The organism is Nonomuraea recticatena (genome assembly GCF_039533245.1).
Classification (GTDB): Bacteria; Actinomycetota; Actinomycetes; order Streptosporangiales; family Streptosporangiaceae; genus Nonomuraea; species Nonomuraea roseola.
In genome coordinates this window covers 66,629-87,353 of record NZ_BAAATE010000017.1, presented here as the reverse complement: position 1 = coordinate 87,353, position 20,725 = coordinate 66,629, and the positions used below count along the sequence as shown (strand labels likewise).

The window sequence follows — 20,725 nt, the reverse complement described above, 5'->3', positions numbered from 1 at the left end:
ATGAGGACCGCAAGCGCATCGCTCGCACTCGGGTTCGGCGACATCGACGCGGCGATGCTCGCCGAGGTCGGCGGCAAGGCGGCGAACCTGGGTGAGCTGACCAGGGCCGGCCTGCCGGTGCCCCCCGGCTGCTGCCTGACCACGCGGGCCTACCACCGCGTCGCCGAGGGGGCCGGCCTCAAGGAGGTCATCGCCGAGCTGGCGGGCACGGCGGCGACGGACACCCCCGCGTTGGCCGAGCTGGCGGGCAGGGCGAGAGCGCTGCTGCTGCAGGCCCCGGTCCCCGAGGAGGTGCGCGCCGCCATCGCCGGGTGCTACGCGCGGCTCGGCGAGGGGGCGGCGGTGGCGGTGCGGTCGTCGGCGACCGCCGAGGACCTGCCGTACGCGAGCTTCGCGGGTCAGCAGGACACCTACCTCAACGTCGTCGGGGTCGAGGCCGTGCAGGACGCCGTCCGCCGCTGCTGGGCCTCTCTCTGGACCGACAGGGCGGTGGCCTACCGCGCCTCCAACGGGATCGACCACGCCGGGGTACGGCTGGCGGTCGTGCTCCAGCGGATGGTCGAGGCCGAGGTGGCGGGTGTGATGTTCACCGCCAACCCGGTGACGGGGCGCCGCCGTGAGGCCGTCATCGACGCCGCTCCCGGGCTCGGCGAGGCCGTGGTGTCGGGGGCGGTCAACCCCGACAGGTTCGTGGTGGACCTGGCGAGCACGCGGATCGTCGAGCGCAGGATCGGCGACAAGCGGGTGGCGATCCGCTCGCTGCCCGGAGGCGGCACCGAGCGGATCGAGACCCCCTCGGACGAGCCGTGCCTCACCGACGAGCGGGTGCGCGCTCTGGCCGCGCTGGGCGCCAGGGTGGAGGACCATTACGGCTCCCCGCAGGACACCGAGTGGGCGATCGACGCCCACGGCACGCTCTGGCTCACCCAGGCCAGGCCGATCACCACCCTCTACCCCGTGCCCGAGACCACCAGGGACGGCCTGCGCGTCTACTTCTCGGTGAACGTCGTCCAGGGCGTCATGCGCCCCTTCACCCCGATGGGGATGGCGGCCTTCAAACTGGTGAGCGCGGGCGCGGCGGCGTTGTGCGGCTTCCCGCCCGCCGACCGGCTGGCCGGAGCGCCCATCATGGCCGAGGCGGGGCAGCGGGTGTTCCTCGACATCACGCCCGCCGTCCGGAGCAGGGCGGGGCGGATGATCCTGCCGCGGATGCTCGCCGTCGGCGAGGCCCGCGCGGGGGTGATCTTCCAGCAGGTCGCGCAGGACCCCAGGCTCTCGGTCACCAGCACCTCGATGCTCCCCCTCATCCGTACGGCGATGCGGGCGGCCGGCCGCGTCGGCGCGCCCGAGCGCGTGGCCCTCGCGCTGGCCAGGCCGCGGGCGGCGCTCGCCTTCACCAGGCGTCTCGGAGACAAGCTGGAGGCCAGGCTGGCGATCAGCCCGGACGCCACCGCCGAGCAGCGGCTCGACCACGCCGAGCGGGTGCTGCGCGGCACGTTCCCGACGATCCTGTCGATCATGCCGATCGCCATCGCAGGCTACGCGGGCCTGGGCCTCGCGGGAAAGCTGTCGGGCGCGAAGGGCGAGCAGCTGCAGGCCGTCCTGCGCAGCCTGCCGAACAACCCCACCACCGAGATGGACCTGGAGCTGTGGCACCTGGCCAGGGAGATCGCCGCCGACCCCGAGGCGGCCGGCCAGTTCAGGTCCGCGCGGGTGAGCGAGCTCGCCGACGCCTACGAGCGCGGCGAGCTCAGGGCGCAGCGGGCGGTCGCGGGTTTCCTGTCCAGGTACGGCCACCGCGGCGTCGCCGAGATCGACCTGGGAATGCCGCGCTGGTCCGACGAGCCCGCGCACATCCTCGGCGTGCTGGCCAACTACCTGCGCCTCGACAACGAGGACCTGGCGCCCGACGCGATGTTCGCCAGGGGCGCCCAGGAAGCCGAGCGGGCGGTGCGGACGATCGTCGCCATGGCCGCGGCCAAGGGCAGGCGTCGAGGACGGCTGGCGGCCTTCGCCCTGCGCAGGACCAGGATGTTCGCGGGACTGCGCGAGCTGCCGAAGTACTACGCGGTCGAGGTGCTGGCTGCGGTACGGCGCAGCATGCGCGTGGTGGGCGAGGAGCTGGTGGCCAAGGACGTGCTCGACAGCGCCGACGACGTCTACTTCCTCGACCTGCGCGAGACGCGCCAGGCGCTGACCGGCGGCTCGCTGAGAGAGCTGGTGGCCGGGCGCAGAGCCGCCTACGAGCAGGAGGTGCGCCGCCGTCACGTGCCCAGGATGCTGCTGTCCGACGGCACCGAGCCGGAGGCGCTGGCGGTCAGGGCCGAGGCGGGAGAGGGCGGGCTCACCGGCACCCCCGCCTCGGCGGGGACGGTCACAGGGACCGCCAGGGTGGTGCTCGACCCGACCGGCGCGCACCTGGAGCCGGGCGAGATCCTCGTCGCGCCCTCCACCGACCCGGGCTGGACGCCGCTGTTCCTGACGGCGGGAGGGCTGGTGATGGAGATGGGCGGCTCGATGTCGCACGGCGCGGTGGTGGCCAGGGAGTACGGCATCCCCGCGGTCGTCGGGGTGGCCGACGCCACGCACGTGATCGTCACAGGCGCGACGATCACCGTGGACGGCTCAGGCGGGATCGTCTCGGTCGCCGGCTGACCCGGCCCCTCCGGAGGGAGGGGGCCGGGCGCCGGCTCCCGGCGCCCGGGAGGAGGCGGCGTCAGGCGACGAGGGCGGCGAAGCGCTCCTTCATCGTCGCCATCACCGAGTCGGGGTCGGCCGCCCACACGTCGGCGTTGAAGATCTCCACCTCGATGTCGCCGGTGTAACCCGCCTCCAGCACCGCCTTCGTGAGCGGCGCGAAGTCGATCACGCCGTCGCCCATCATGCCCCTGCCGAGCAGCACGTCGGAGGGGAGCGGCTGCAGGAAGTCGCACACCTGGTAGGAGGCGATCCGCTCGCCCGCCCGCGCGATCTGCTCGTACACCGAGGGGTCCCACCACACGTGGAAGGTGTCGACGACCACTCCCACCTGCGACGACGGGTACGGCGAGGCCAGGTCGAGCGCCTGGCCGAGGGTCGAGAGCACGGCCCTGTCGGCGCAGTACATCGGGTGCAGCGGCTCCAGCGCCAGCCGTACCCCGCGCTCGCCCGCGTAGGGCGCCAGCACCGACAGCGCCTCGGCCACCTGGGCGCGCGCGCCCGCCAGGTCGCGGGAGAAGCCCTCGGGGGGAGCCTGGCCCGCGGGGATGCCGGGCAGGCCGCCGACGACCATCACCAGGCAGGCCGCGCCGAGCTCGGCGGCCTCGTCGATCGCCCGCAGGTTGTCGTCGAGGGCCTCCTTCGAGCCGCTGGTCAGGAAGCCGCCCCTGCACAGCGACGAGACCCGCAGGCCGGCGTCGCGCACCAGTCTGACCGACTCGGCCAGACCCTGCGCGGCGACCTCCTGCCGCCACAGCCCGATCGCCTCGAGGCCGTGCCTGACGCACCCGTCGACGGCCTCGGCCACCGTCCACCGCTTGGTGGTCCACTGGTTCAGCGCCGGCTTCACAGCCCGTTCACCGCCAGCAGCGACCGCATCCGGTGGACGGCCAGCTCCTGGTCGGCCAGCAGGCCGGCCCGGTCGGCCAGCGTGAACACCTCGCACAGGTGCGGGAGCGACCTGGCCGCCTGGGCGCCGTTGACCATGGCGAAGGCGTCCTGGTGGCCGTTGAGCCAGGCCAGGAAGACGATGCCGGTCTTGTAGTTGTAGGTGGGCGTCTCGAAGATCTTGCGCGACAGCGGCACCGTCGGGGCGAGGATCTCGTCGTAGTGGGCCAGCAGCCGCTCGCGGGCCTCCTCGGTGCAGGCGGCCTCCGCCGCGTCGAGCACCTGCAGGGCGGCCGCCGCGGCGGGCGCGATCGCGTCGAAGATGCCGAGCAGCGCGTGCGAGCCGGTCCTGATCAGCGAGGGGTAGTTGAAGTCGTCACCGGTGTAGAGCTTGACGCCCTCGGGCAGCGAGGCCCGCAGCGCCACCTCGTGCTCCTCGTCCAGCAGCGACACCTTGACGCCTTCGACGGAGGAGGCGTGCGCGTGGATGAGCTCGAGGAAGGACTCGGTGGCCCGCGACACGTCGCGCGAGCCCCAGTATCCGGCCAGCTGGGGGTCGAACATCTCGCCCAGCCAGTGCAGGATCACCGGGCGGCCCGCCACGCCGAACAGCTTGCCGTACACCTGGTGGTAGTCGGCGGGGCCGGTGGCGACGCGGGCCAGCTGGCGGGAGGCCATCACGATCACGCCCGCGCCCGCGTCGCGCACGGTCTCGATCTGCTCGGTGTAGGCGGCGGTGATCTCGTCGAGGGTGGCCGCCTGCGGCGCGTGGTCGGTGCCCGCGCCGCAGGCCACCAGCTCGGCGGCGTCGCCGAAGGATCGGGCCTCCTCGGCGCTGCGTCTGATCAGCGACCGGGTGGCCGCCCAGTCGAGGCCCATGTTGCGCTGCGCGGTGTCCATGGCGTCGGCGACGCGCAGGCCGTGCGACCACAGGTGACGCCTGAAGCGCAGCGTCGCCTCCCAGTCGACCGCGGCGGGGGAGCCCGGGGTGTTGTCGCCCAGCGGGTCGGCGACCACGTGGGCGGCCGCGTAGACGACGCGGCTGGTGGCCGGCCGCTCGACGACCGGCCAGACGACGGGCTCGGCGAGCGTGTAGGGGCCCGAGGGCAGGTCGATCCTCACTGCTCCTCCAGCGCGATCCTGCGGCCCTCCGCCGAGCTGCGCAGACCGAGCTCGGCCAGCCGCACGCCGCGTGCGCCCGAGGCGAAGTCGTAGGGGAAGGGGGCGTCCTCCACGACGTGCCTGACGAACAGCTCCCACTGCGTCTTGAAGCCGTTGTCGAAGTCGGCGTTGTCGGGCACCTCCTGCCAGTCGTCGCGGAAGCGCGCGGTGACGGGCAGGTCGGGGTTCCAGACCGGCTTGGGCGTGGTGGCGCGGCTCTGCACGCGGCAGTTGCGCAGGCCCGCGACGGCGCTGCCGTGCGTGCCGTCCACCTGGAACTCCACCAGCTCGTCACGGTTCACCCTGACCGCCCACGAGGAGTTGATCTGCGCGATGATGCCGCCCTTCAGCTCGAAGACGCCGTAGGCGGCGTCGTCGGCGGTCGCCTCGTAGGTGCGGCCCTGCTCGTCGACGCGCGAGGGGATGTGCGTGACGGCCTTGGCGTAGACCGACTCGACCTCGCCGAACAGGTTCTCCAGCACGTAGTGCCAGTGCGGGAACATGTCGAGGATGATGCCGCCGCCGTCGGCCGAGCGGTAGTTCCACGAGGGCCGCTGCGCGCTCTGCCAGTCGCCCTCGAAGACCCAGTAGCCGAACTCGCCGCGCACCGACAGGATGCGGCCGAAGAAGCCGCCGTCGATGAGCCGCTTCAGCTTGAGCAGGCCGGGCAGGAACAGCTTGTCCTGCACGACGCCGTTCTTGATCCCCTTGGCCTTGGCCGCCTCGGCCAGCGCCACGGCCTCCTGCACGGTCTCGGCGGTGGGCTTCTCCGCGTAGACGTGCTTGCCCGCCTCGATCGCCTTCAGCACCGACTTGACCCGCGCCTGCGTGACCTGGGCGTCGAAGTAGACGTCGGACTGCTCGAGGGCGGCGTCGAGGTCGGTGGTGTAGTCGGCGATGCCGTGCTTCCCCGCGAGGTCGGCGAGCTTGGCCTCGCTGCGGCCGACCAGGATCGGGCGCAGGACGACCCTGTCGCCGTCGGAGAGCGTCACGCCGCCCTGCTCGTTGATGGCCAGGACCGACCGGACCAGATGCTGGCGGTAGCCCATCCGCCCGGTGACGCCGTTCATCACGACGCTGATGGTGCGCACGCTCATGTGACCTCTCCTAAGGGGAAAGCGCTTTCCAGATGACCGTAAGGCCGTGGACGCCGAGGCGTCAAGCGGTCTAGAGGATGCCCTTGGTCTCGAGCCTGTCGAGCGCCTTGGCCAGCGGGTGGGCGGCCAGGCCGATCTGCCACTCGCGTGCGCCGAGCGAGCGCAGCCGCTCGGCGACCGTCTCGTCGCTGATCTGGGCGGGCGGCTCCCACGTGAGCCTGCGCACCGCTTCGGGCTGCAGGAGGTTCTCCGTCGGCATGCGGTGCTCGTCGGCCAGCGCGGCGACCACCGCGCGGGCGGCGGCCAGCCGCTTGGCGGCGGCGGGATCGCGGTCGGGCCATCGGTTGGCCGGCGGCGGCCCTTCGCCGGGCGTGCTGGGCGCGGGCAGCTCGGAGTCGGCGAGCGTGCGCGCCCTGTGGACGGCGTCGAGCCAGGCCCCCATGTGGCGCCTGGCGGACCTGCCGGTGAAGGCGGTGATGTCGGTCAGCGCCTTCTTGGTGCGCGGCATCTCGAGCGCCGCGGTGATGATCGCGGCGTCGGGCAGGACCCTGCCGGGAGCGATGTCGCCCTCGCGGGCGATCTGGTCGCGCATGGTCCACAGCTCGCGGACGATCGCCAGCGCCCGCACGTTGCGGACCTTGTGGATGCCCGAGGTGCGCCGCCACGGGTCGGATCTCGGCGGCGCGGGCGGCATGGCCAGGATCGCGGCGAACTCCTCCTGCGCCCACGCCAGCTTGCCGCTGGCGACCAGTTCGTCGTGGAGCACGTCGCGCAGCTCGACCAGCACCTCCACGTCGAGCGCGGCGTAGCGCAGCCAGTCTTCGGGCAGCGGCCTGGTCGACCAGTCGGCCGCCGAGTGCCCCTTCTCCAGGCGCAGCCCGAGGACGGTCTCGACCATCGTGCCCAGGCCGACCCGCTCGTAGCCGAGCAGCCGGCCCGCCAGTTCGGTGTCGAACATCCTGCGCGGCCTGAACCCCACCTCGGCCAGGCACGGCAGGTCCTGCGAGGCGGCGTGCAGCACGATCTCGGCGTCGGCGACCGCCGCGTCGAGCTCCGACAGGTCGGGGCAGGCGATCGGATCGATCAGCGCGCTGCCGGCTCCCGCACGGCGCAGCTGCACCAGGTAGGCGCGACCGCCGTAGCGGTAGCCCGAGGCGCGCTCGGCGTCGACTGCCACCGGGCCGTCGCCCTTGGCGAACGCCTCGACGGTGGCCTCGAGCCCCTGCCTGGAGGTGACGACCGGCGGGATGCCCTCGCGTGGCTCGAGGAGGGGAACGACGGCCTCGGTGGTGCTCTCACTGCTTTCGGTCACGGCCTGGTGGACTCCGGATCTTCGCGACGGCGCGGCATCGTGGCCACGTCGGGTGGGAGCGGTGGGATGCCTGCCGCCAGGCACATCAGGTCGCACCAGGCGGCGACATGGCCGGACAGGTCCTCCTGCGAGGGAGACCACGACGCGCGCAGCTCCAGCTCGGTGGAGACCGGGTCGTCGGCCTTGTCGCCGAAGCCCTCGGAGACCGCCCTGGTCACCGTGCCGCCGGCCGCCGAGTAGCCCGCCTCGCGAGAGTCGAGGGCCTCGGTCAGCCAGCTCCACACCACGGGCCCCAGCATGGGGTCGGAGGTGATCTCGGGCTCCATGTCGGCCCTGACATAGGCGACCAGGCGGAACTGGCCCTGCCAGCCACGCTGGCCCTCGGGGTCGAACAGCAGGATCAGCCTGCCGACCGCCAGCTCCTCGTCGTCGCGGTAGACAGAGGCGCCGATGGCGGCGGTGAAGGGCGCGAGCCGCTGGGGGGCCGGCAGGTCCTCCAGCTCGATCTCCGGCCTGACCTCGGCCATGCGCAGGCTCTCGACCGCCCGCCTGAAGGCGGCGGGGGCCTGCGGCGTGTCACCGAGGGTCATAGCCGAAGCGTAGGTCGAGGTCGGTCGCATGGGGACCACGGGGGTGCTCATCCGGGCCGATCAAGCCGCGACCGTCAGCGGGCGCGAGCCTGGCTCTGACGGCTCGAAGGGACCGGCGAGCAGCGCGTGACCGCACTCGAGGCACGCCCACTCGGGGCAGGCCTCGTGCCCCTCCATGCATGGCGGCTGCTCGAACGGCCTCTCACCTGCGCATGAGGGGCAGTGCTCACTGCGGCGCTCGGGGGAACTCCACAACGCGGTCATCGGTACGGAGCCTTTCTTCGCGGACGTGGCTCCGACGTTGGCATGCCGCGCTGACAATTCCGCGCAACGCGCTCGGCGTGTCCTGAAAGTGAGGCGGTATTCGATGACGCGCGGTGGATTGGCGAACATTTGGTCCAGTCAGGAGGGGATTTGGGGGCGACCGTGAGATGAACTGTACCTGGGCGACGCGAAGCTCGGGGCCGGGTCCGGAGGGCAGGCCCGAGCTAAAGGGATGAACTGCGCTAAACCTCTACTTCGACTCCTGATCGTGACTTTAGCCCTCGCATGCGTATGTTTCCGATTAGCGCCGGTGGAGCGACCGCCACCATGGCGTGGCACCCTTGAATGGTGAATCTCGCCGACTCCGCCTTCCTGCGCGCCTGCCGTCGCCAGCCCGTCGACCACACCCCGGTCTGGTACATGCGGCAGGCAGGGCGTTCGCTGCCCGAATACCTCAAGGTGCGCGAGGGCGTGCCCATGCTGACCGCGTGCGCGACGCCCGACCTGATCGTCGAGATCACCATGCAGCCGGTGCGCCGCTACGGCGTCGACGCGGCCATCTTCTTCAGCGACATCGTCGTGCCGCTCAAGGCCATCGGCGTCGACCTCGACATCAAGCCGGGCGTGGGCCCGGTCATCGCCGACCCGATCCGCGAGAGGGCGGGCCTCGAGGTCCTGCGCCCGCTCGAGCCCGGCGACGTGCCCTACGTGACCGAGGCGATCCAGAGCCTGGTCGGCGAGCTGGGCTCCACGCCGCTGATCGGCTTCGCGGGCGCGCCCTTCACGCTCGCCTCCTACCTGATCGAGGGCGGCCCCTCCAAGAACCACGACCACACCAAGGCCATGATGTACGGCGAGCCCGCGCTGTGGCACGCGCTCATGGAGCGCCTGACCGACATCGTGAGCCGGCACCTGCGCGTCCAGATCGACGCGGGCGCCTCGGCGATCCAGCTGTTCGACTCATGGGTGGGGGCGGTCGCGCCCGACGACTACCGCGAGTTCGTCCTGCCGTACACCAGGCGGATCTTCGAGGCGGTGCCCGACGTGCCGCGCATCCACTTCGGGGTCGGCACGGGCGAGCTGCTCGGCGTGCTCGGCGAGGCGGGCGCCGACGTGGTGGGCGTCGACTGGCGCGTGCCGCTCGACGAGGCCGCGCGGCGCGTCGGGCCCGGCAGGGCGCTGCAGGGCAACCTCGACCCCGCGATCCTGCTGGCCCCGTGGGAGGCCGTCGAGCGCAAGGCGCTGAGCATCCTCGAACAGGGGCGCTCGGCCGAGGGTCACGTGTTCAACCTCGGTCACGGGGTGCTGCCGAGCACCGACCCCGACCAGCTGCGCCGCCTCACCGACCTGGTCCACTCCTTCCGCTGACGCCTCACAGGCGCAGCTGGTCCAGACTGAGCTTGACGATCAGGGCGGCCACCACGCACAGCAGCGTCGCCCTGATGAAGGCCGCGCCCCTGCGCAGCGCCGTGCGGGTGCCCACGCGGGCGCCGAGGACGTTGCAGGCGGCCATGCCGAGCCCGAGCAGCCAGAACACCTGGCCCTGCGCGGCGAAGACCACCAGCGCGCCCAGGTTGGCTCCCACGTTGACGACCTTCGCCGTCGCCGAGCCCATGACGAAGTCCAGCCCGAGCAGCGTGGTGAGGGCGATGAGGATCATCGCGCCTGTTCCCGGCCCCACCAGGCCGTTGTAGAACGGCAGCACGACCCCGACCAGCACGACCGCGGGCACCAGGGTGCGCCGGCGCGCGGGGCGCGGCTGTACGCGCGTGCCCAGGGTGGGCCTGGCGACCACCAGCACCGCCACCAGGGCCAGCGTCACCAGCACGAAGGGCCTGAAGACCTCGGCGGGCACCCGGCCCGCGGTGACGGCGCCCGCCCCCGAGAGCGCGACCGCCAGCACCGTCGCGGGCACCGCCACCCGCGCCTGCACGCGGACCCTCCTGGCGAAGCCCACCGCCGAGACCGTCGTCCCCGCTATCGACGACAGCTTGTCGGTCGCCAGCACGGCGGGCGGCGGTGCGGCGGGCAGGGCGAGCAGCAGGACGGGCAGCTGCACCAGCCCTCCTCCGCCCACGACGGCGTCCACCCACCCCGCGGCCAGCGCGACGGCGAGCAACAACAAGATCAGCTCGACTTCCACCTGATATCCCCCGAAGTGCCCCGGTCCCCTGAGGGGAAGGTCCCAAGTGGCCGTTGGGCGGCCGTTGTGCCACCGTTGGGTGGGTGCAGTTCGGGGTGTTAGGGCGGCTGTCGATCAGTCGTGACGGGGAAGCGGTCGAGGTGACCTCCGCCAAACAGCGCACGCTGCTGGCCGTGCTGCTGACCGAGGCGAACAGGCCCGTGCCCTCCGACAGACTGGCCGACGCCGCCTGGGGAGAGAGCCCTCCCGCGCCCGCGACGCTGCGCTGGCACGTCCACCACGTACGGCAGGCGCTCGGCGGCGACCGCCTCACCCGCAGGCCCGAGGGCTACCTCCTCACCGTCCACCCCGGCGAGCTCGACGCCGAGCGCTTCGAGCGGCTGTGCGCCTCGGCCGCCGACCTCGACGACCCCGCCAGGATCGCCGAGGTCCTCGGAGAGGCGCTCGCGCTGTGGCGCGGCCCCGCCTACGCCGACCTGCCGGACGAGGCCGTGGGGGAGGAGGCCGCCAGGCTCGAGGAGCTGCGCCTGCGCGCGGTCGAACAGCGCGCAGCGTCGATGCTCGCCCTCGGCAGGGCAGAGGAGACCGTCGAAGGGCTGGCCGCCGCCGTCGCCGCCCACCCCTTGCGCGAACGGCTGCGCGAGCAGCTCATGAGGGCGCTGCGCCTGGCCGGCAGACGCGCCGACGCCCTGCGCAGCTACCAGGAGGCGCGCGAGCTGCTGGCCGAGGAGCTCGGCATCGAGCCCGGCCGCGGGCTGAGGGAGCTGAACGCGGAGATGCTGCGCGAGGAGAGCCCCGTCGCCGCCGGGCGGCCCGCGCAGTTGCCGCCCGACGTCTTCCCCTTCACAGGACGCGCCGCCGAGCTGTCCGCGCTGGACGGCGCGCCGCCGCTCATCGTGATCAGCGGTACCGGAGGGGTGGGCAAGACGGGCCTGGCGGTGCACTGGGCCCACCGGGTGGCCGACCGCTACCCCGACGGCCAGTTCTACGTGGACCTGCGAGGACAGGCCGCCCCGCTGGACCCCGCCGACGTGCTCGAACGCTTCTGCCACGCCCTCGGCGTCACCCGCCTGCCGGCGGGGCTCGAGGAGCGCACGGCGCTCTACCGGAGCCTGCTGCACGACAGGCGGATGCTGATCCTGCTCGACAACGCGGCGGGCAACGCGCAGGTCAGGCCGCTGCTGCCCGGCGCGGAAGGCTGCTGCGTCGTGGTGACGGGGCGCAGGCGCTTCGACGGGCTCGTGGCGGGGGAGGGAGCCCTGCCCCTCCAGCTCGACGTCCTGCCGCCGCAGGAGGCCGCCGCCCTGGTCGCCAGCCTCGCCTCGCGGGAGCGGCCCGAGGGCGGGGCGAGGCGGGAGCAGGAGGAGTCGCTGTCGCGGGTGGCGGCGCTGTGCGACGGGCTGCCGCTCGCGCTGCGCATCGCGGGAGCGCGCCTGGCCACCCGGCCAGGCTGGACCGTCCAGGACATGGCCGCCAGGCTGGAGAGGGAGCGCCGCCGCCTCGACGAGCTGCGCGCGGGGGAGCTCGACGTGCGGGCGGGCCTCGAGCTGAGCCACCGCGCCCTGCCCGGGGCCGAGCGGACCCTCTTCGAACGGCTCGGCCTGCTCGACCTGCCCGGCGGCTACGCGCCCTGGATCGCCGCCGCCCTGCTCGACAGCTCGACGGAGGAGGCGGCGGACCTGCTCGAACGGCTGGCCGACGCCCAGCTCGTCCTGCCGCTCGGCACCGACCCCGCCGGCCAGCAGCGCTACCGCTTCCACGACCTGATCCGGCTGTTCGCCCGCGAGCGCGCCGACGCCGCCATGGAGCCCGCCGTCAGGCGGGAGGCGCTGAGCAGGGCGTTCGAGGCCTTCCTCGCGCTGGCGGAGGAGGCGGTCTCCCGTGACTATCTCGACGGTTTCATCCCCTTCCACGGCGAGGCGCCGCGCTGGAGGCCGGCGCCCGAGGTGTCCGCCATCGTGCTCGCCGAGCCGCTGGCCTGGCTGGAGGCCGAACGCCGCACGCTCACGGGGCTGGTCGAACGCTCGGCCGAGCTCGGCCTGACGACACACTGCTGGGACCTGGCGCTGTCAGGGGTGCGGCTGTACGAGCTCAGGGGCTACCTCGACGACTGGAGGGCCACCGCGCGGCTCGCGCTGGGAGCCTGCCGCGCCCATGGCGACAGGAAGGGCGAGAACGCGATGCTGGTCTCGCTCGGGGCGCTGGCGACGCTCGAGCGCCGTTACGCGGAGGCGCGCCCGCTGCTGACCGAGGCGCTGCCCGAGGTGAGCGGCCACACCAGGATCCTGGCCCTGGTCAACCTGGCCTCGGTCGAGCGCAGGACGGGCAGGCCCGAGGCGGCGCTCCCGCTCTACGAGGAGGCGCTGGCCCTGGTGCGGCAGACCCAGGACCCGCCCGCCCTCGGGCTCACGCTGTGCTTCATGTCGGGCGTCTACGAGGACCTGGGGCGCTACACCGAGGCGGAGGAGCTGCTGGCCGGCGTGCCCACCTTCGGCATCGGGCGGATCGAGGTGGAGGTCTCGACCCGCCTGGGCAGGATCGCGTCGCGCAGGGGCGAGCACGCCAGGGCGCACGAGCTGTACCGCACCGTGGTCGAGGTCGCGGGCTCCTGGGGCGACCTGGCCCACGTCGCGATGGGCCTGGAGGGCAAGGGAAAGGCGCTGGCGGGCATGGGCAGGACAAGAGAGGCGGCCGCCGTCCTGTCCGAGGCGGCGCGACTGTCGGCCGGCGTGGGCGAGAGCGCCCGCGCCGAGGAGATCCGGGGCGTGCTGGATCGGCTGACCGCCGCGCGCGCGGATCAGTCGGAGGAGGGACGAGCGTCGTCGTCCTCGGGCTGACGGGACGGCGCGCCGTGGGTCACCGGCACGGGAGGCGGCGAAGCCTTCGGCGGCGAGGGACGGCGGGTGCGCAGCCGCCGGACGAGCAGCAGGAGGGCGACGACCAGCGGCACGATGACGATCAGCCACGGCAGCAGCGCGCCGATCACGGTCAGCAGCACCTTCACGAAGCCGACCAGCGCCGCCCAGCCCGCCGCCAGCCCGCCGAGGAAGCCCGCGGGCTCGTCGGACGGCTCGGCCACGGGCGTGGAGGGCCCGACCAGCCGCAGCGTGAGCGTCGCCATCGCGACCTGCGAGGCCAGCGCCTTCTGCCTGGCCTGCAGCGACTCCATCTCGGACTCGCGTGAGGCGATCTCCCGCTCGACCTGGATCACCTGGCCGACGGTGTCGGCCTTGGCCAGCAGCGCGCGCATGGCGGCGAGCGCCTGCTCGGCCGACTTCAGCCTGCTGGCGACGTCGGCGACCTCCTCGGTCACGTCGCTGGTGTTCTGCCGTAGCGACTCGCGCTTGCCGATCTCCTTGCCGAGCCGGTCGAGCACCTGCGCGTAGACCGCGGGCGGCACCTTGAAGATCAGGGTGGCCTCGCCCCCGCCGCCGTCGAAGGAGCCGGAGTCCTCACTGGCCAGATGGCCGCCCGCGCCGGTGACCAGCTGCTTGGCCTGGTCGGCCGCCTTGGTGACGTCCTTGGCGCGCACCGTCAGCTGGGACACGTAGATGATCGACCGCTGCTCGGGCGCGACCTTGACCTGCTCGGCCCCGCGCCCGCCCGCGCGCGTCGCCTGTGTGCTCAGGCGCTCGTCGGACTGCTCTCTCACGTCGGAGTCAGAGGCGGGGCTGATCCGCTGGGGGGCGGAGCCCGATGTGGCGACATGGCCTCCGCCGCCGCAGCCGGACACGAGGAGTGCGGCGCACGCCGCGGTCAACGCCATGCCGTACCGGAATCTGGTCATACCCGTGAGACGGACGCGAGCCGCCCTGTGCTGTCACGAAGATGTCACGTTCATCCCTCCGGTCGATCACGGCGACCACTTGGAGGGCAGCGAAGTCATCCTGGGGTACGACGAGGGAGACGATCTCGTGACACAGGCTGAAGAGATGCGCTCGCTTCCGGACAAACTCCACAGGACGTTCTTCAGGTCGATGTCGCTGCTGCCCGCCAGAGGACAGGGCCTCCTTCTGCGGCACTACTTCGAGTGGTTCCACCGCACGCCCGACCCGTGGCGGCACGCCGTCGACCCCTACGAGGCCAGGAAGTACGCCACCACGCTCGCGCACGTCGAGGGCGACACCTTCGACAGGGTCCTCGACGTGGGCTGCAGCGAGGGGACCTTCACGCTGCTGGCGGCCGAGTCCTATCCGCAGGCCGACGTGCTCGGCGTGGACGTCTCCGAGCGGGCCGTCCACAGGGCCGCGTCCAGGTCGAAGGCCCGCCCGAGCGGCAGGACCAGGTTCGCGGCGATGGACTTCCTGAACCAGGACCCCGGCGGGCGCTTCGACCTGGTCGTGTGCGCGGAGACGCTCTACTACGTCGGCAGGGACGACAGGCTGCGCCTGGCCTCCGAGCGGCTGCGCTCCTTCCTCGCCCCCGGCGGCACGCTCGTCCTGGTGCACCCGTGGCCCGAGGCCCGCCGCCTGCACCACTTCGTGGACGGCGACCCGCTGCTGGTCAGGCGGGACGAACAGGTCGAACACGACGGCGGCAGGCCCTACGCCGTCAGCTCCTACCGGCTCCGGTAGCAGGTCCGGGGCGGTGAGGCGATAGCGTCTTGAGACGTGGAAGGGAATCGACGGCATGTAGTGATCGTCGGCGGCGGGATCTCGGGTCTCGCGGCGGCGTGGTTCCTCAGGCAGGGCGGCGGCGAGCGGGTGCGGGTGACCGTCCTCGAGTCGGGCCCGAGGATCGGCGGCAAGCTGCGGACCAGCGAGGTCGCGGGTGTCAGCGTGGACGAGGGCGCCGAGTCGATGCTGGCCAGGCGGCCCGAGGGCAAGGACCTGGCCAGAGCGGTCGGCCTCGGCGGCGATCTGGTCGCCCCCGGCACCACCCAGGCGGCCATCTACTCCAGGGGCGAGCTCAGGGCGATGCCCAAGGGCCAGGTCATGGGCGTGCCCGGCGACCTGGCCGAGCTGGCCCGATCGGGCCTGGTCTCGCCGGGCGGGCTCATCAGGGTGCCGCTGGACCAGGTGCTGCCCGCCACGCTGGTACGCAGCGACGTCTCCGTCGCCTCCTACATCCGCGCCCGCATGGGGTCAGAGGTCGTGGAACGGCTGATCGAGCCGCTGCTCGGCGGCGTCTACGCGGGGCGTTCCGACAGGCTGTCGCTGGAGGCGACGATGCCGCGCATCGCCACCGCGGCCCGTTCGGAGCGCTCGCTGCTCGGCGCCGTGCGGGAGATCGTGCGCGAGACGCCCAAGGACGCGGGGCCGGTCTTCACCAGCCTGCGCGGCGGGCTCGGCGGCCTGCCCGAGGCGGTGGCCAAGGCGTCGGGGGCCGACATCAGGACGGGCGTCACCGTCCGCGAGCTGCGCCGCACGCCGTACGGCTGGCAGCTGGTCACCGGCCCCGTGCCGCGACCTGAGACGCTGGAGGCCGACGCGGTCATCGTCGCCACGCCCGCCACGTCGTCGGCCAGGCTGCTGAAGGACGAGGTGCCGAAGGCGGCGGCGGAGCTGGCCAGGATCGAGTACTCCAGCATGGCCATCGTCACGCTCGCCTACCCTCTGTCGGCCTTCCCCTCGCCGCCCACCGGCAGCGGCTATCTGGTGCCGCCCGTGGAGGGCAGGGTGGTGAAGGCGGCGACGTTCAGCTCGGTCAAGTGGCCGCACCTGACCGAGGCCGACCCCTCGGTGCTGCTGGTGCGCTGCTCGATCGGCCGCGTCGGCGAGGAACACGTGCTCCAGCGCGACGACGCCGAGCTGGTCGCGGTCGCGATGGCCGAGATGAGCGAGGTCATGGGGGTGCGCGGGCTGCCGCTCGACTCGAGGGTCAGCCGCTGGGGCGGCTCGCTTCCGCAGTACAACGTCGGCCACCTCGACCGCGTCGCCCGCGTCCGCGCGGCGGTGGCCGTCGAGCCGGCGCTGGCGGTGTGCGGCGCGGCCTACGACGGGCTCGGCGTGCCCGCCTGCGTCTCGACCGCGCGCACGGCGGCCGCCCGGATTCTGGACCACCTCGCCACGCAGGGAGAATGAGAACATGACAGAGGCGACCCAGCGGCCCAAGGCTCGCGACCTGAACCAGGTGATCCGCTACACGATGTGGTCGGTCTTCAAGACCGCCGAGCAGTGCCCGAGCAACCGTGAGGGCATGGCCGACGAGGTCGACGAGCTGCTGGAGCAGGCGGCGGGCAAGGACGTGGTCACCCGCGGCTGCTACGACGTGGCCGGCTTCCGCGCCGACGCCGACTACATGTTCTGGTGGCACGCTCCCACCGCCGAGGACCTGCAGGACGTCTACTCCAGGTTCAGGCGCACCACGCTGGGCAGGCTGAGCACGCCCGTCTGGTCGGCGATGGCGCTGCACAGGCCCGCCGAGTTCAACAAGTCGCACGTCCCCGCGTTCCTCGCGGAGGAGGAGCCCAGGGGGTTCGTGTGCGTCTACCCCTTCGTGCGCTCACTGGAGTGGTACCTGCTCGACGACGGCGAGCGGCGCAGGATGCTGGCCGAGCACGGGATGATGGCGCGCGAGTACCCCGACGTCAGGTCCAACACGGTGGCCTGCTTCGCGCTCAACGACTTCGAGTGGATGCTGGCCTTCGAGGCCGACGAGCTGCACAGGATCGTCGATCTCATGCGCCACCTGCGCGGGGCCGAGGCGAGGATGCACACCAGGATCGAGGTGCCGTTCTACACCGGGGTCCGCAAGCCGGTCGGCGAGCTGATCGCAGCGCTTGCCTGACTTTGTAAAGGCACTCGCCCGTGTCATCTCTGGTTCCTGATCCACATTTCTTTGCCATAATCAGGGGAAATCCCCTGTCGTAGTGAGGCAAAGGGTGCATGAAGGCGGGAGTCTGGCACGCTCCAGACGCGGTTCGCGGGGTAGGCGGCGGCGCAGGAAGTCGCGCGGGCCATGGGCGCTGGGAGGCTCGGTCGCCGGGGCGGCGCTGATGGTCGCGGGGCTCGCGGTCGGCGGCGGGATGCTGGCGCGGGAAGGCTCCGAGCAGGCCGCGGCGCGCCTGCCCTCCGCAGGGGCGACCGGCGGCTCGACCGAGCGGCCAGGCTCGCCCGGCGCTCCTGTCGCGGCGGGCGGGCAGGCCGCCAAGCAGGCCAGGACGGGGAACGGCGAGGTGGCCAGCCAGGTGAGCGCACCCGTGCCCGCCGTGTCGCCCCCGGCCGCCTCTCCCTCCGCGTCACCGCCCGAGCCGCCCGCGCCCGCGAGCGTGAAGGACGATTCGGGCGCCGCGGAAAGCGGGCACACCGACGCCAAGGCCGCCGAGTACTTCGACAAGCGCTGGGGCAAGGGCGACAAGGCGGCCAAGCGGCTCAAGGACATCCGCACCGTCGGCGGCTACCTGCGCATCTACACCGACCTGCCGGAGTCGGCCGACAACTCCAAGCAGGCCATCACGCTGTGCGAGCGGGGTCTGGAGTACCTCAAGGAGATGGGCGAGGAGCGGCCCGTGGTCTTCGTGCAGGCCGAGTTCGGCGAGAACGGCAACCCCGTGCTCGCCAACGTCCTCGGCCCCGACGACGGCGACTGCAGGGTCACCCATCCCGCGACGGACTGACGCCCGCTACGGCGCGGGCTCCAGCCGTACGGACACGGAGTTGATGCAGTAGCGATCGTCGGTCGGGGTCGCGTAGCCCTCGCCGTGGAAGACATGGCCCAGGTGGGAGTCGCAGCGGGCGCAGCGCACCTCGGTGCGGACCATCCCGTGGGTGTGGTCCTCGATCAGCGTGACCGCTTCGGACTTCGACGGCTCGAAGAAGCTCGGCCAGCCGCAGTGCGACTCGAACTTCGTGTCGGACCGGAACAGCTCGGCGCCGCAGGCGCGGCAGGAGTAGACGCCCTCGGTCTTGGTGTCGACGTACTCGCCGGTGAAGGGGCGCTCGGTGCCCGCCTCCCTGAGCACGTGGTACTCCTCGGGTGACAGCTGCGCGCGCCACTCGGCCTCGCTCTTGACGACCTTGTCCATGACCCCACTTTATGCGAGCGCGGAAAGATCTCCATGGGCGAAGCATCCTTTCTGCGGCATTTCGGCGTCTTTGTCTATGTAGGAGGTGTGGCATCGCCTCCTCACTGAGGGGTGAGACCGCTCGCCCGGGGCCGTCGCCGCTGCACAGCCGCGCCCGTGTTGTGCGCCGGTGGCCCCACCGAGGCCGGCCGGACGGCGCGCCAGCGTCCGGTGCGGCACGAGGCGGACGGTCTTCAGGTCCGTCCCGTCGAGTGCCCGGTCCCGCCACCGTGGCGGTCTCCGGGACGGACCCACCCAACTCTTCGCGCCGAATCGGGGTAGGTTCAGCGCATGCCGTCACCTTTCATCGAGCTGCAGGTCGGGGAGCGTACCGTCAAGGTCACCAACCCCGACAAGGTGTACTTTCCGGAGCTCGGCGCCACCAAGCGCGAGCTGGTGGAGTACTACGTCAGCGTCGGGGAGGGGGCGCTGCGCGCGCTCAGGGACCGGCCGACCCACCTCAAGCGGCATCCTGACGGGGTCGGCAGCGAGGCCATCTACCAGAAGCGGATGCCCGCCAAGCACCCCGAGTGGCTCGAGACGGTCACCGTGACCTTCCCCAGCGGCAGGACGGCCGACGCGCTCAGGGTGACCGAGGTCGCCTCGATCGCCTACTGCGCCAACCTCGGCACCATCGACTTCCACCCGTGGCAGGTGCGCGCCGCCGACGTCGAGCACCCCGACGAGCTGCGCATCGACATCGACCCGCAGCCTGGGCTCGGCTTCGACACCGCCCGCCGTACCGCCTTCCTGGCCCGCGAGGTGCTGGAGGAGGCGGGGATGACCGGTTTCGTGAAGACCTCGGGCAACAGGGGCGTGCACGTCGCGGTCAGGATCGAGCCCCGCTGGGACTTCGTCGAGGTACGGCACGCGGGCATCGCGCTGGCCAGGGCCATCGAGGGGCGCGCGCCCGACCTGGTGACGACGGCGTGGTGGAAGGAGGAGCGCGGCGACAGGGTCTTCATCGACTTCAACCAGAACGCCAGGGACAGGACGATCGCGAGCGCCTACTCGGTGCGCGCCAAGCCGAGCGGGTCCGTCTCGGCGCCGTTGACCTGGGAGGAGCTGGCCGACGCCGAGCCTGCCGACTTCGACATCAGGACCATGCCCGAGCGCTTCGCGAGGGTCGGCGACGTGCACGAGGCGATCGACGAGCGGGCCTTCTCGATCGAGCCGCTCCTGGAGTGGTACGCCAAGGACGATCGCGGCGACATGCCGTACCCGCCGAACTATCCGAAGATGCCGGGCGAGCCCAAGCGGGTGCAGCCGAGCAAGGCGCGCGACGAGTGACGTGTATCACTTGAATCACATTACTTGACGCCCGGTCCAATAGTTCGGAAGGCTCTCGGGCTATGGCTTTGGCATCAGCACGACGGCTCGCCGCCGCGGGAGCGGTGACGGCCTTCATCGTCGGCGGAGTGACCATGGTGGCGGGTGCGGGCACCGCCATGGCGAGCGACTGCAAGCTGCTCGTCCTGGTCTGCGACGAGCCCGTGCAGGGCGGAGACCCTGACGACCCGTGGAAGCCCGACGTCAGGGTGCCCGACGTCCCGCTTCCGCACGACACCTGGTCCAACGCCCCCGCGCCGCAGGACACCTGGTCCCACGCGCCGGCCCCTCAGGAGACCTGGTCCAACGCGCCGGCCCCTCAGGACACCTGGTCGTCGGGCCCCGCGCAGCCTCCGAAGCAGGAGGCGCCGTGGAAGCCGGTCGACGAGGACAGGCACCGCATGCCGGACGGCCCGCCGCAGACGGGGGCCGGCGGTCTTGCGGGCGCCGACCCCATGTGGCCGTTCGCGGCCGGTGGCGCGGCGCTGCTGACGGGCGCGGGCCTGGCCGGCTTCGCACAACGGCGGGGACGCCCCGCGACGGCGGAGTGAGCACGCCTCCTGGGCAGCGGCTCGTCCTCGTGGGCGCGGTGGTGGTCTCGCTGGCGGGGATCGCCCTGATCGGGTTCGGCGTCAGCGGCATGGTGAGCGGCGCCGCCGAGCCCGCGCCCGTCTCCGCCACAGCCGCGGCGAAGCTGCCGAGGGTGGGCGCGCCCGCGCTGACCGAGCCGCCCGAGGTGCTGGTCGGGCGGGTGGCCAAGCCGATGAGGACCGCCAGGCCGACCGCGGTCTACATCCCCAAGCTCGGCATCTCCGCGCCGCTCATGGAGCTCGGCGTCGACGCCAAGGGCGCGATCGAGAACCCGCCGCTCGACCATCCCAACGTGGCGGGGTGGTACCGCTACGCGCCGGTCCCCGGCGCGCGCGGCGCCGCGGTCATCACCGGTCACCTCGACACCCGCACGGGACCCGCGGTGTTCGCCAGGCTCAGGTCGATCAGGCGGGGCGACCAGGTGCAGGTGATGCGGGCCGACAGGTCGGTGGCCATCTTCGTGGTGGACAGGGTCGAGCAGGTCGCCAAGCGCGTCTTCCCCACCGAGAAGGTCTTCGGCAAGGTGAAGTACGCGGGCCTGCGCCTGGTGACCTGCGGCGGCGCCTTCGACAGGAAGGCGCACAGCTACCAGGACAACACCATCGTCTACGCCCACCTGGCGCACGCCTACCACCCCGGGAGCTGACC

Annotated in this window: 18 protein-coding genes; 10 read left to right on the top strand and 8 right to left on the bottom strand. The window is 72.4% G+C overall.

The features are described 5' to 3' along the window. Positions 1-2,655 (top strand): PEP/pyruvate-binding domain-containing protein, encoded by a 2,655-nt coding sequence (locus tag ABFX50_RS28920; RefSeq protein WP_346150597.1) that lies wholly within the window; start codon positions 1-3, stop codon positions 2,653-2,655. Positions 2,656-2,716: 61 nt separating this feature from the next. Here ABFX50_RS28920 and ABFX50_RS28915 read toward each other — a convergent pair whose 3' ends face one another. The 5 genes from ABFX50_RS28915 to ABFX50_RS28895 all read right to left on the bottom strand — a co-directional run bounded on the left by ABFX50_RS28915 (position 2,717) and on the right by ABFX50_RS28895 (position 7,745). After that, positions 2,717-3,547, bottom strand: coding sequence for a sugar phosphate isomerase/epimerase family protein (locus ABFX50_RS28915; RefSeq protein ID WP_346150595.1), 831 nt, complete (start codon positions 3,545-3,547; stop codon positions 2,717-2,719). Next, complete coding sequence (locus ABFX50_RS28910) at positions 3,544-4,707, bottom strand: dihydrodipicolinate synthase family protein (RefSeq protein ID WP_346150594.1); 1,164 nt, start codon at positions 4,705-4,707, stop codon at positions 3,544-3,546. The genes ABFX50_RS28915 and ABFX50_RS28910 overlap by 4 nt, the downstream gene beginning before the upstream one ends. Continuing rightward, a complete protein-coding gene (locus tag ABFX50_RS28905; protein WP_346150592.1) occupies positions 4,704-5,843 on the bottom strand; it encodes a Gfo/Idh/MocA family protein in 1,140 nt (379 codons plus the stop codon). Before ABFX50_RS28905 ends, ABFX50_RS28910 begins: the two co-directional genes overlap by 4 nt. Positions 5,844-5,913: 70 nt before the next feature. Further along, entirely contained in the window at positions 5,914-7,155 is a 1,242-nt protein-coding gene (locus ABFX50_RS28900; RefSeq protein ID WP_346150590.1) for an HRDC domain-containing protein, read from the bottom strand. Beyond that, positions 7,152-7,745: a DUF3000 domain-containing protein gene (locus ABFX50_RS28895; RefSeq protein WP_183646266.1), complete on the bottom strand. Its 594-nt coding sequence runs from the start codon at positions 7,743-7,745 to the stop codon at positions 7,152-7,154. The genes ABFX50_RS28900 and ABFX50_RS28895 overlap by 4 nt, the downstream gene beginning before the upstream one ends. Positions 7,746-8,357: 612 nt before the next feature. Between ABFX50_RS28895 and hemE the strand changes: the two genes are divergently transcribed. Continuing rightward, positions 8,358-9,377, top strand: a complete 1,020-nt coding sequence (hemE, locus tag ABFX50_RS28890; RefSeq protein WP_346150587.1) for a uroporphyrinogen decarboxylase — start codon at positions 8,358-8,360, stop codon at positions 9,375-9,377. 4 nt (positions 9,378-9,381) lie between these two features. Here the strand turns inward: hemE and ABFX50_RS28885 are convergent, their stop codons facing one another. Then, positions 9,382-10,152 (bottom strand): sulfite exporter TauE/SafE family protein, encoded by a 771-nt coding sequence (locus ABFX50_RS28885; protein WP_346150585.1) that lies wholly within the window; start codon positions 10,150-10,152, stop codon positions 9,382-9,384. A gap of 83 nt (positions 10,153-10,235) precedes the next feature. On the opposite strand from ABFX50_RS28885, the gene ABFX50_RS28880 reads away from it, so the two are divergent. Next, positions 10,236-12,989 carry an AfsR/SARP family transcriptional regulator gene (locus ABFX50_RS28880; RefSeq protein WP_346150583.1) on the top strand — a complete coding sequence of 918 codons (2,754 nt, stop codon included), beginning with the start codon at positions 10,236-10,238 and terminating at the stop codon, positions 12,987-12,989. Here the strand turns inward: ABFX50_RS28880 and ABFX50_RS28875 are convergent. Continuing rightward, positions 12,950-13,939, bottom strand: coding sequence for a DUF4349 domain-containing protein (locus ABFX50_RS28875; RefSeq protein WP_346150581.1), 990 nt, complete (start codon positions 13,937-13,939; stop codon positions 12,950-12,952). The two genes, ABFX50_RS28880 and ABFX50_RS28875, sit on opposite strands and share 40 nt — an antisense overlap. Before the next feature lie 145 nt (positions 13,940-14,084). Between ABFX50_RS28875 and ABFX50_RS28870 the strand changes: the two genes are divergently transcribed. From ABFX50_RS28870 to ABFX50_RS28855, 4 genes are all read left to right on the top strand, one after another. Next, positions 14,085-14,726, top strand: a complete 642-nt coding sequence (locus ABFX50_RS28870) for a class I SAM-dependent methyltransferase (protein WP_346150579.1) — start codon at positions 14,085-14,087, stop codon at positions 14,724-14,726. 36 nt (positions 14,727-14,762) lie between these two features. Continuing rightward, the gene (gene hemG / locus ABFX50_RS28865) at positions 14,763-16,175 is read left to right on the top strand and encodes a protoporphyrinogen oxidase (RefSeq protein ID WP_346150577.1); all 1,413 of its coding nucleotides are present in this window, start codon (positions 14,763-14,765) and stop codon (positions 16,173-16,175) included. A gap of 4 nt (positions 16,176-16,179) precedes the next feature. Continuing rightward, a complete protein-coding gene (gene hemQ, locus ABFX50_RS28860; protein WP_346150575.1) occupies positions 16,180-16,881 on the top strand; it encodes a hydrogen peroxide-dependent heme synthase in 702 nt (233 codons plus the stop codon). A 208-nt stretch (positions 16,882-17,089) separates the two neighbouring features. Next, complete coding sequence (locus tag ABFX50_RS28855) at positions 17,090-17,710, top strand: hypothetical protein (RefSeq protein WP_346150573.1); 621 nt, start codon at positions 17,090-17,092, stop codon at positions 17,708-17,710. Between the two features lie 6 nt (positions 17,711-17,716). On the opposite strand, the gene msrB is transcribed toward ABFX50_RS28855, so the two are convergent. Then, positions 17,717-18,118, bottom strand: coding sequence for a peptide-methionine (R)-S-oxide reductase MsrB (msrB, locus tag ABFX50_RS28850; RefSeq protein ID WP_183646246.1), 402 nt, complete (start codon positions 18,116-18,118; stop codon positions 17,717-17,719). Between the two features lie 330 nt (positions 18,119-18,448). Between msrB and ligD the strand changes: the two genes are divergently transcribed. From ligD to ABFX50_RS28835, 3 genes are all read left to right on the top strand, one after another. After that, on the top strand, positions 18,449-19,447 hold the full coding sequence (gene ligD / locus ABFX50_RS28845; protein WP_346150571.1) for a non-homologous end-joining DNA ligase: 999 nt from the start codon (positions 18,449-18,451) through the stop codon (positions 19,445-19,447). Positions 19,448-19,509: 62 nt separating this feature from the next. Further along, positions 19,510-20,037: a hypothetical protein gene (locus tag ABFX50_RS28840; protein ID WP_346150569.1), complete on the top strand. Its 528-nt coding sequence runs from the start codon at positions 19,510-19,512 to the stop codon at positions 20,035-20,037. Beyond that, the gene (locus ABFX50_RS28835; RefSeq protein ID WP_346150567.1) at positions 20,034-20,723 is read left to right on the top strand and encodes a class F sortase; all 690 of its coding nucleotides are present in this window, start codon (positions 20,034-20,036) and stop codon (positions 20,721-20,723) included. Before ABFX50_RS28840 ends, ABFX50_RS28835 begins: the two co-directional genes overlap by 4 nt. Positions 20,724-20,725: the final 2 nt, after the last annotated feature.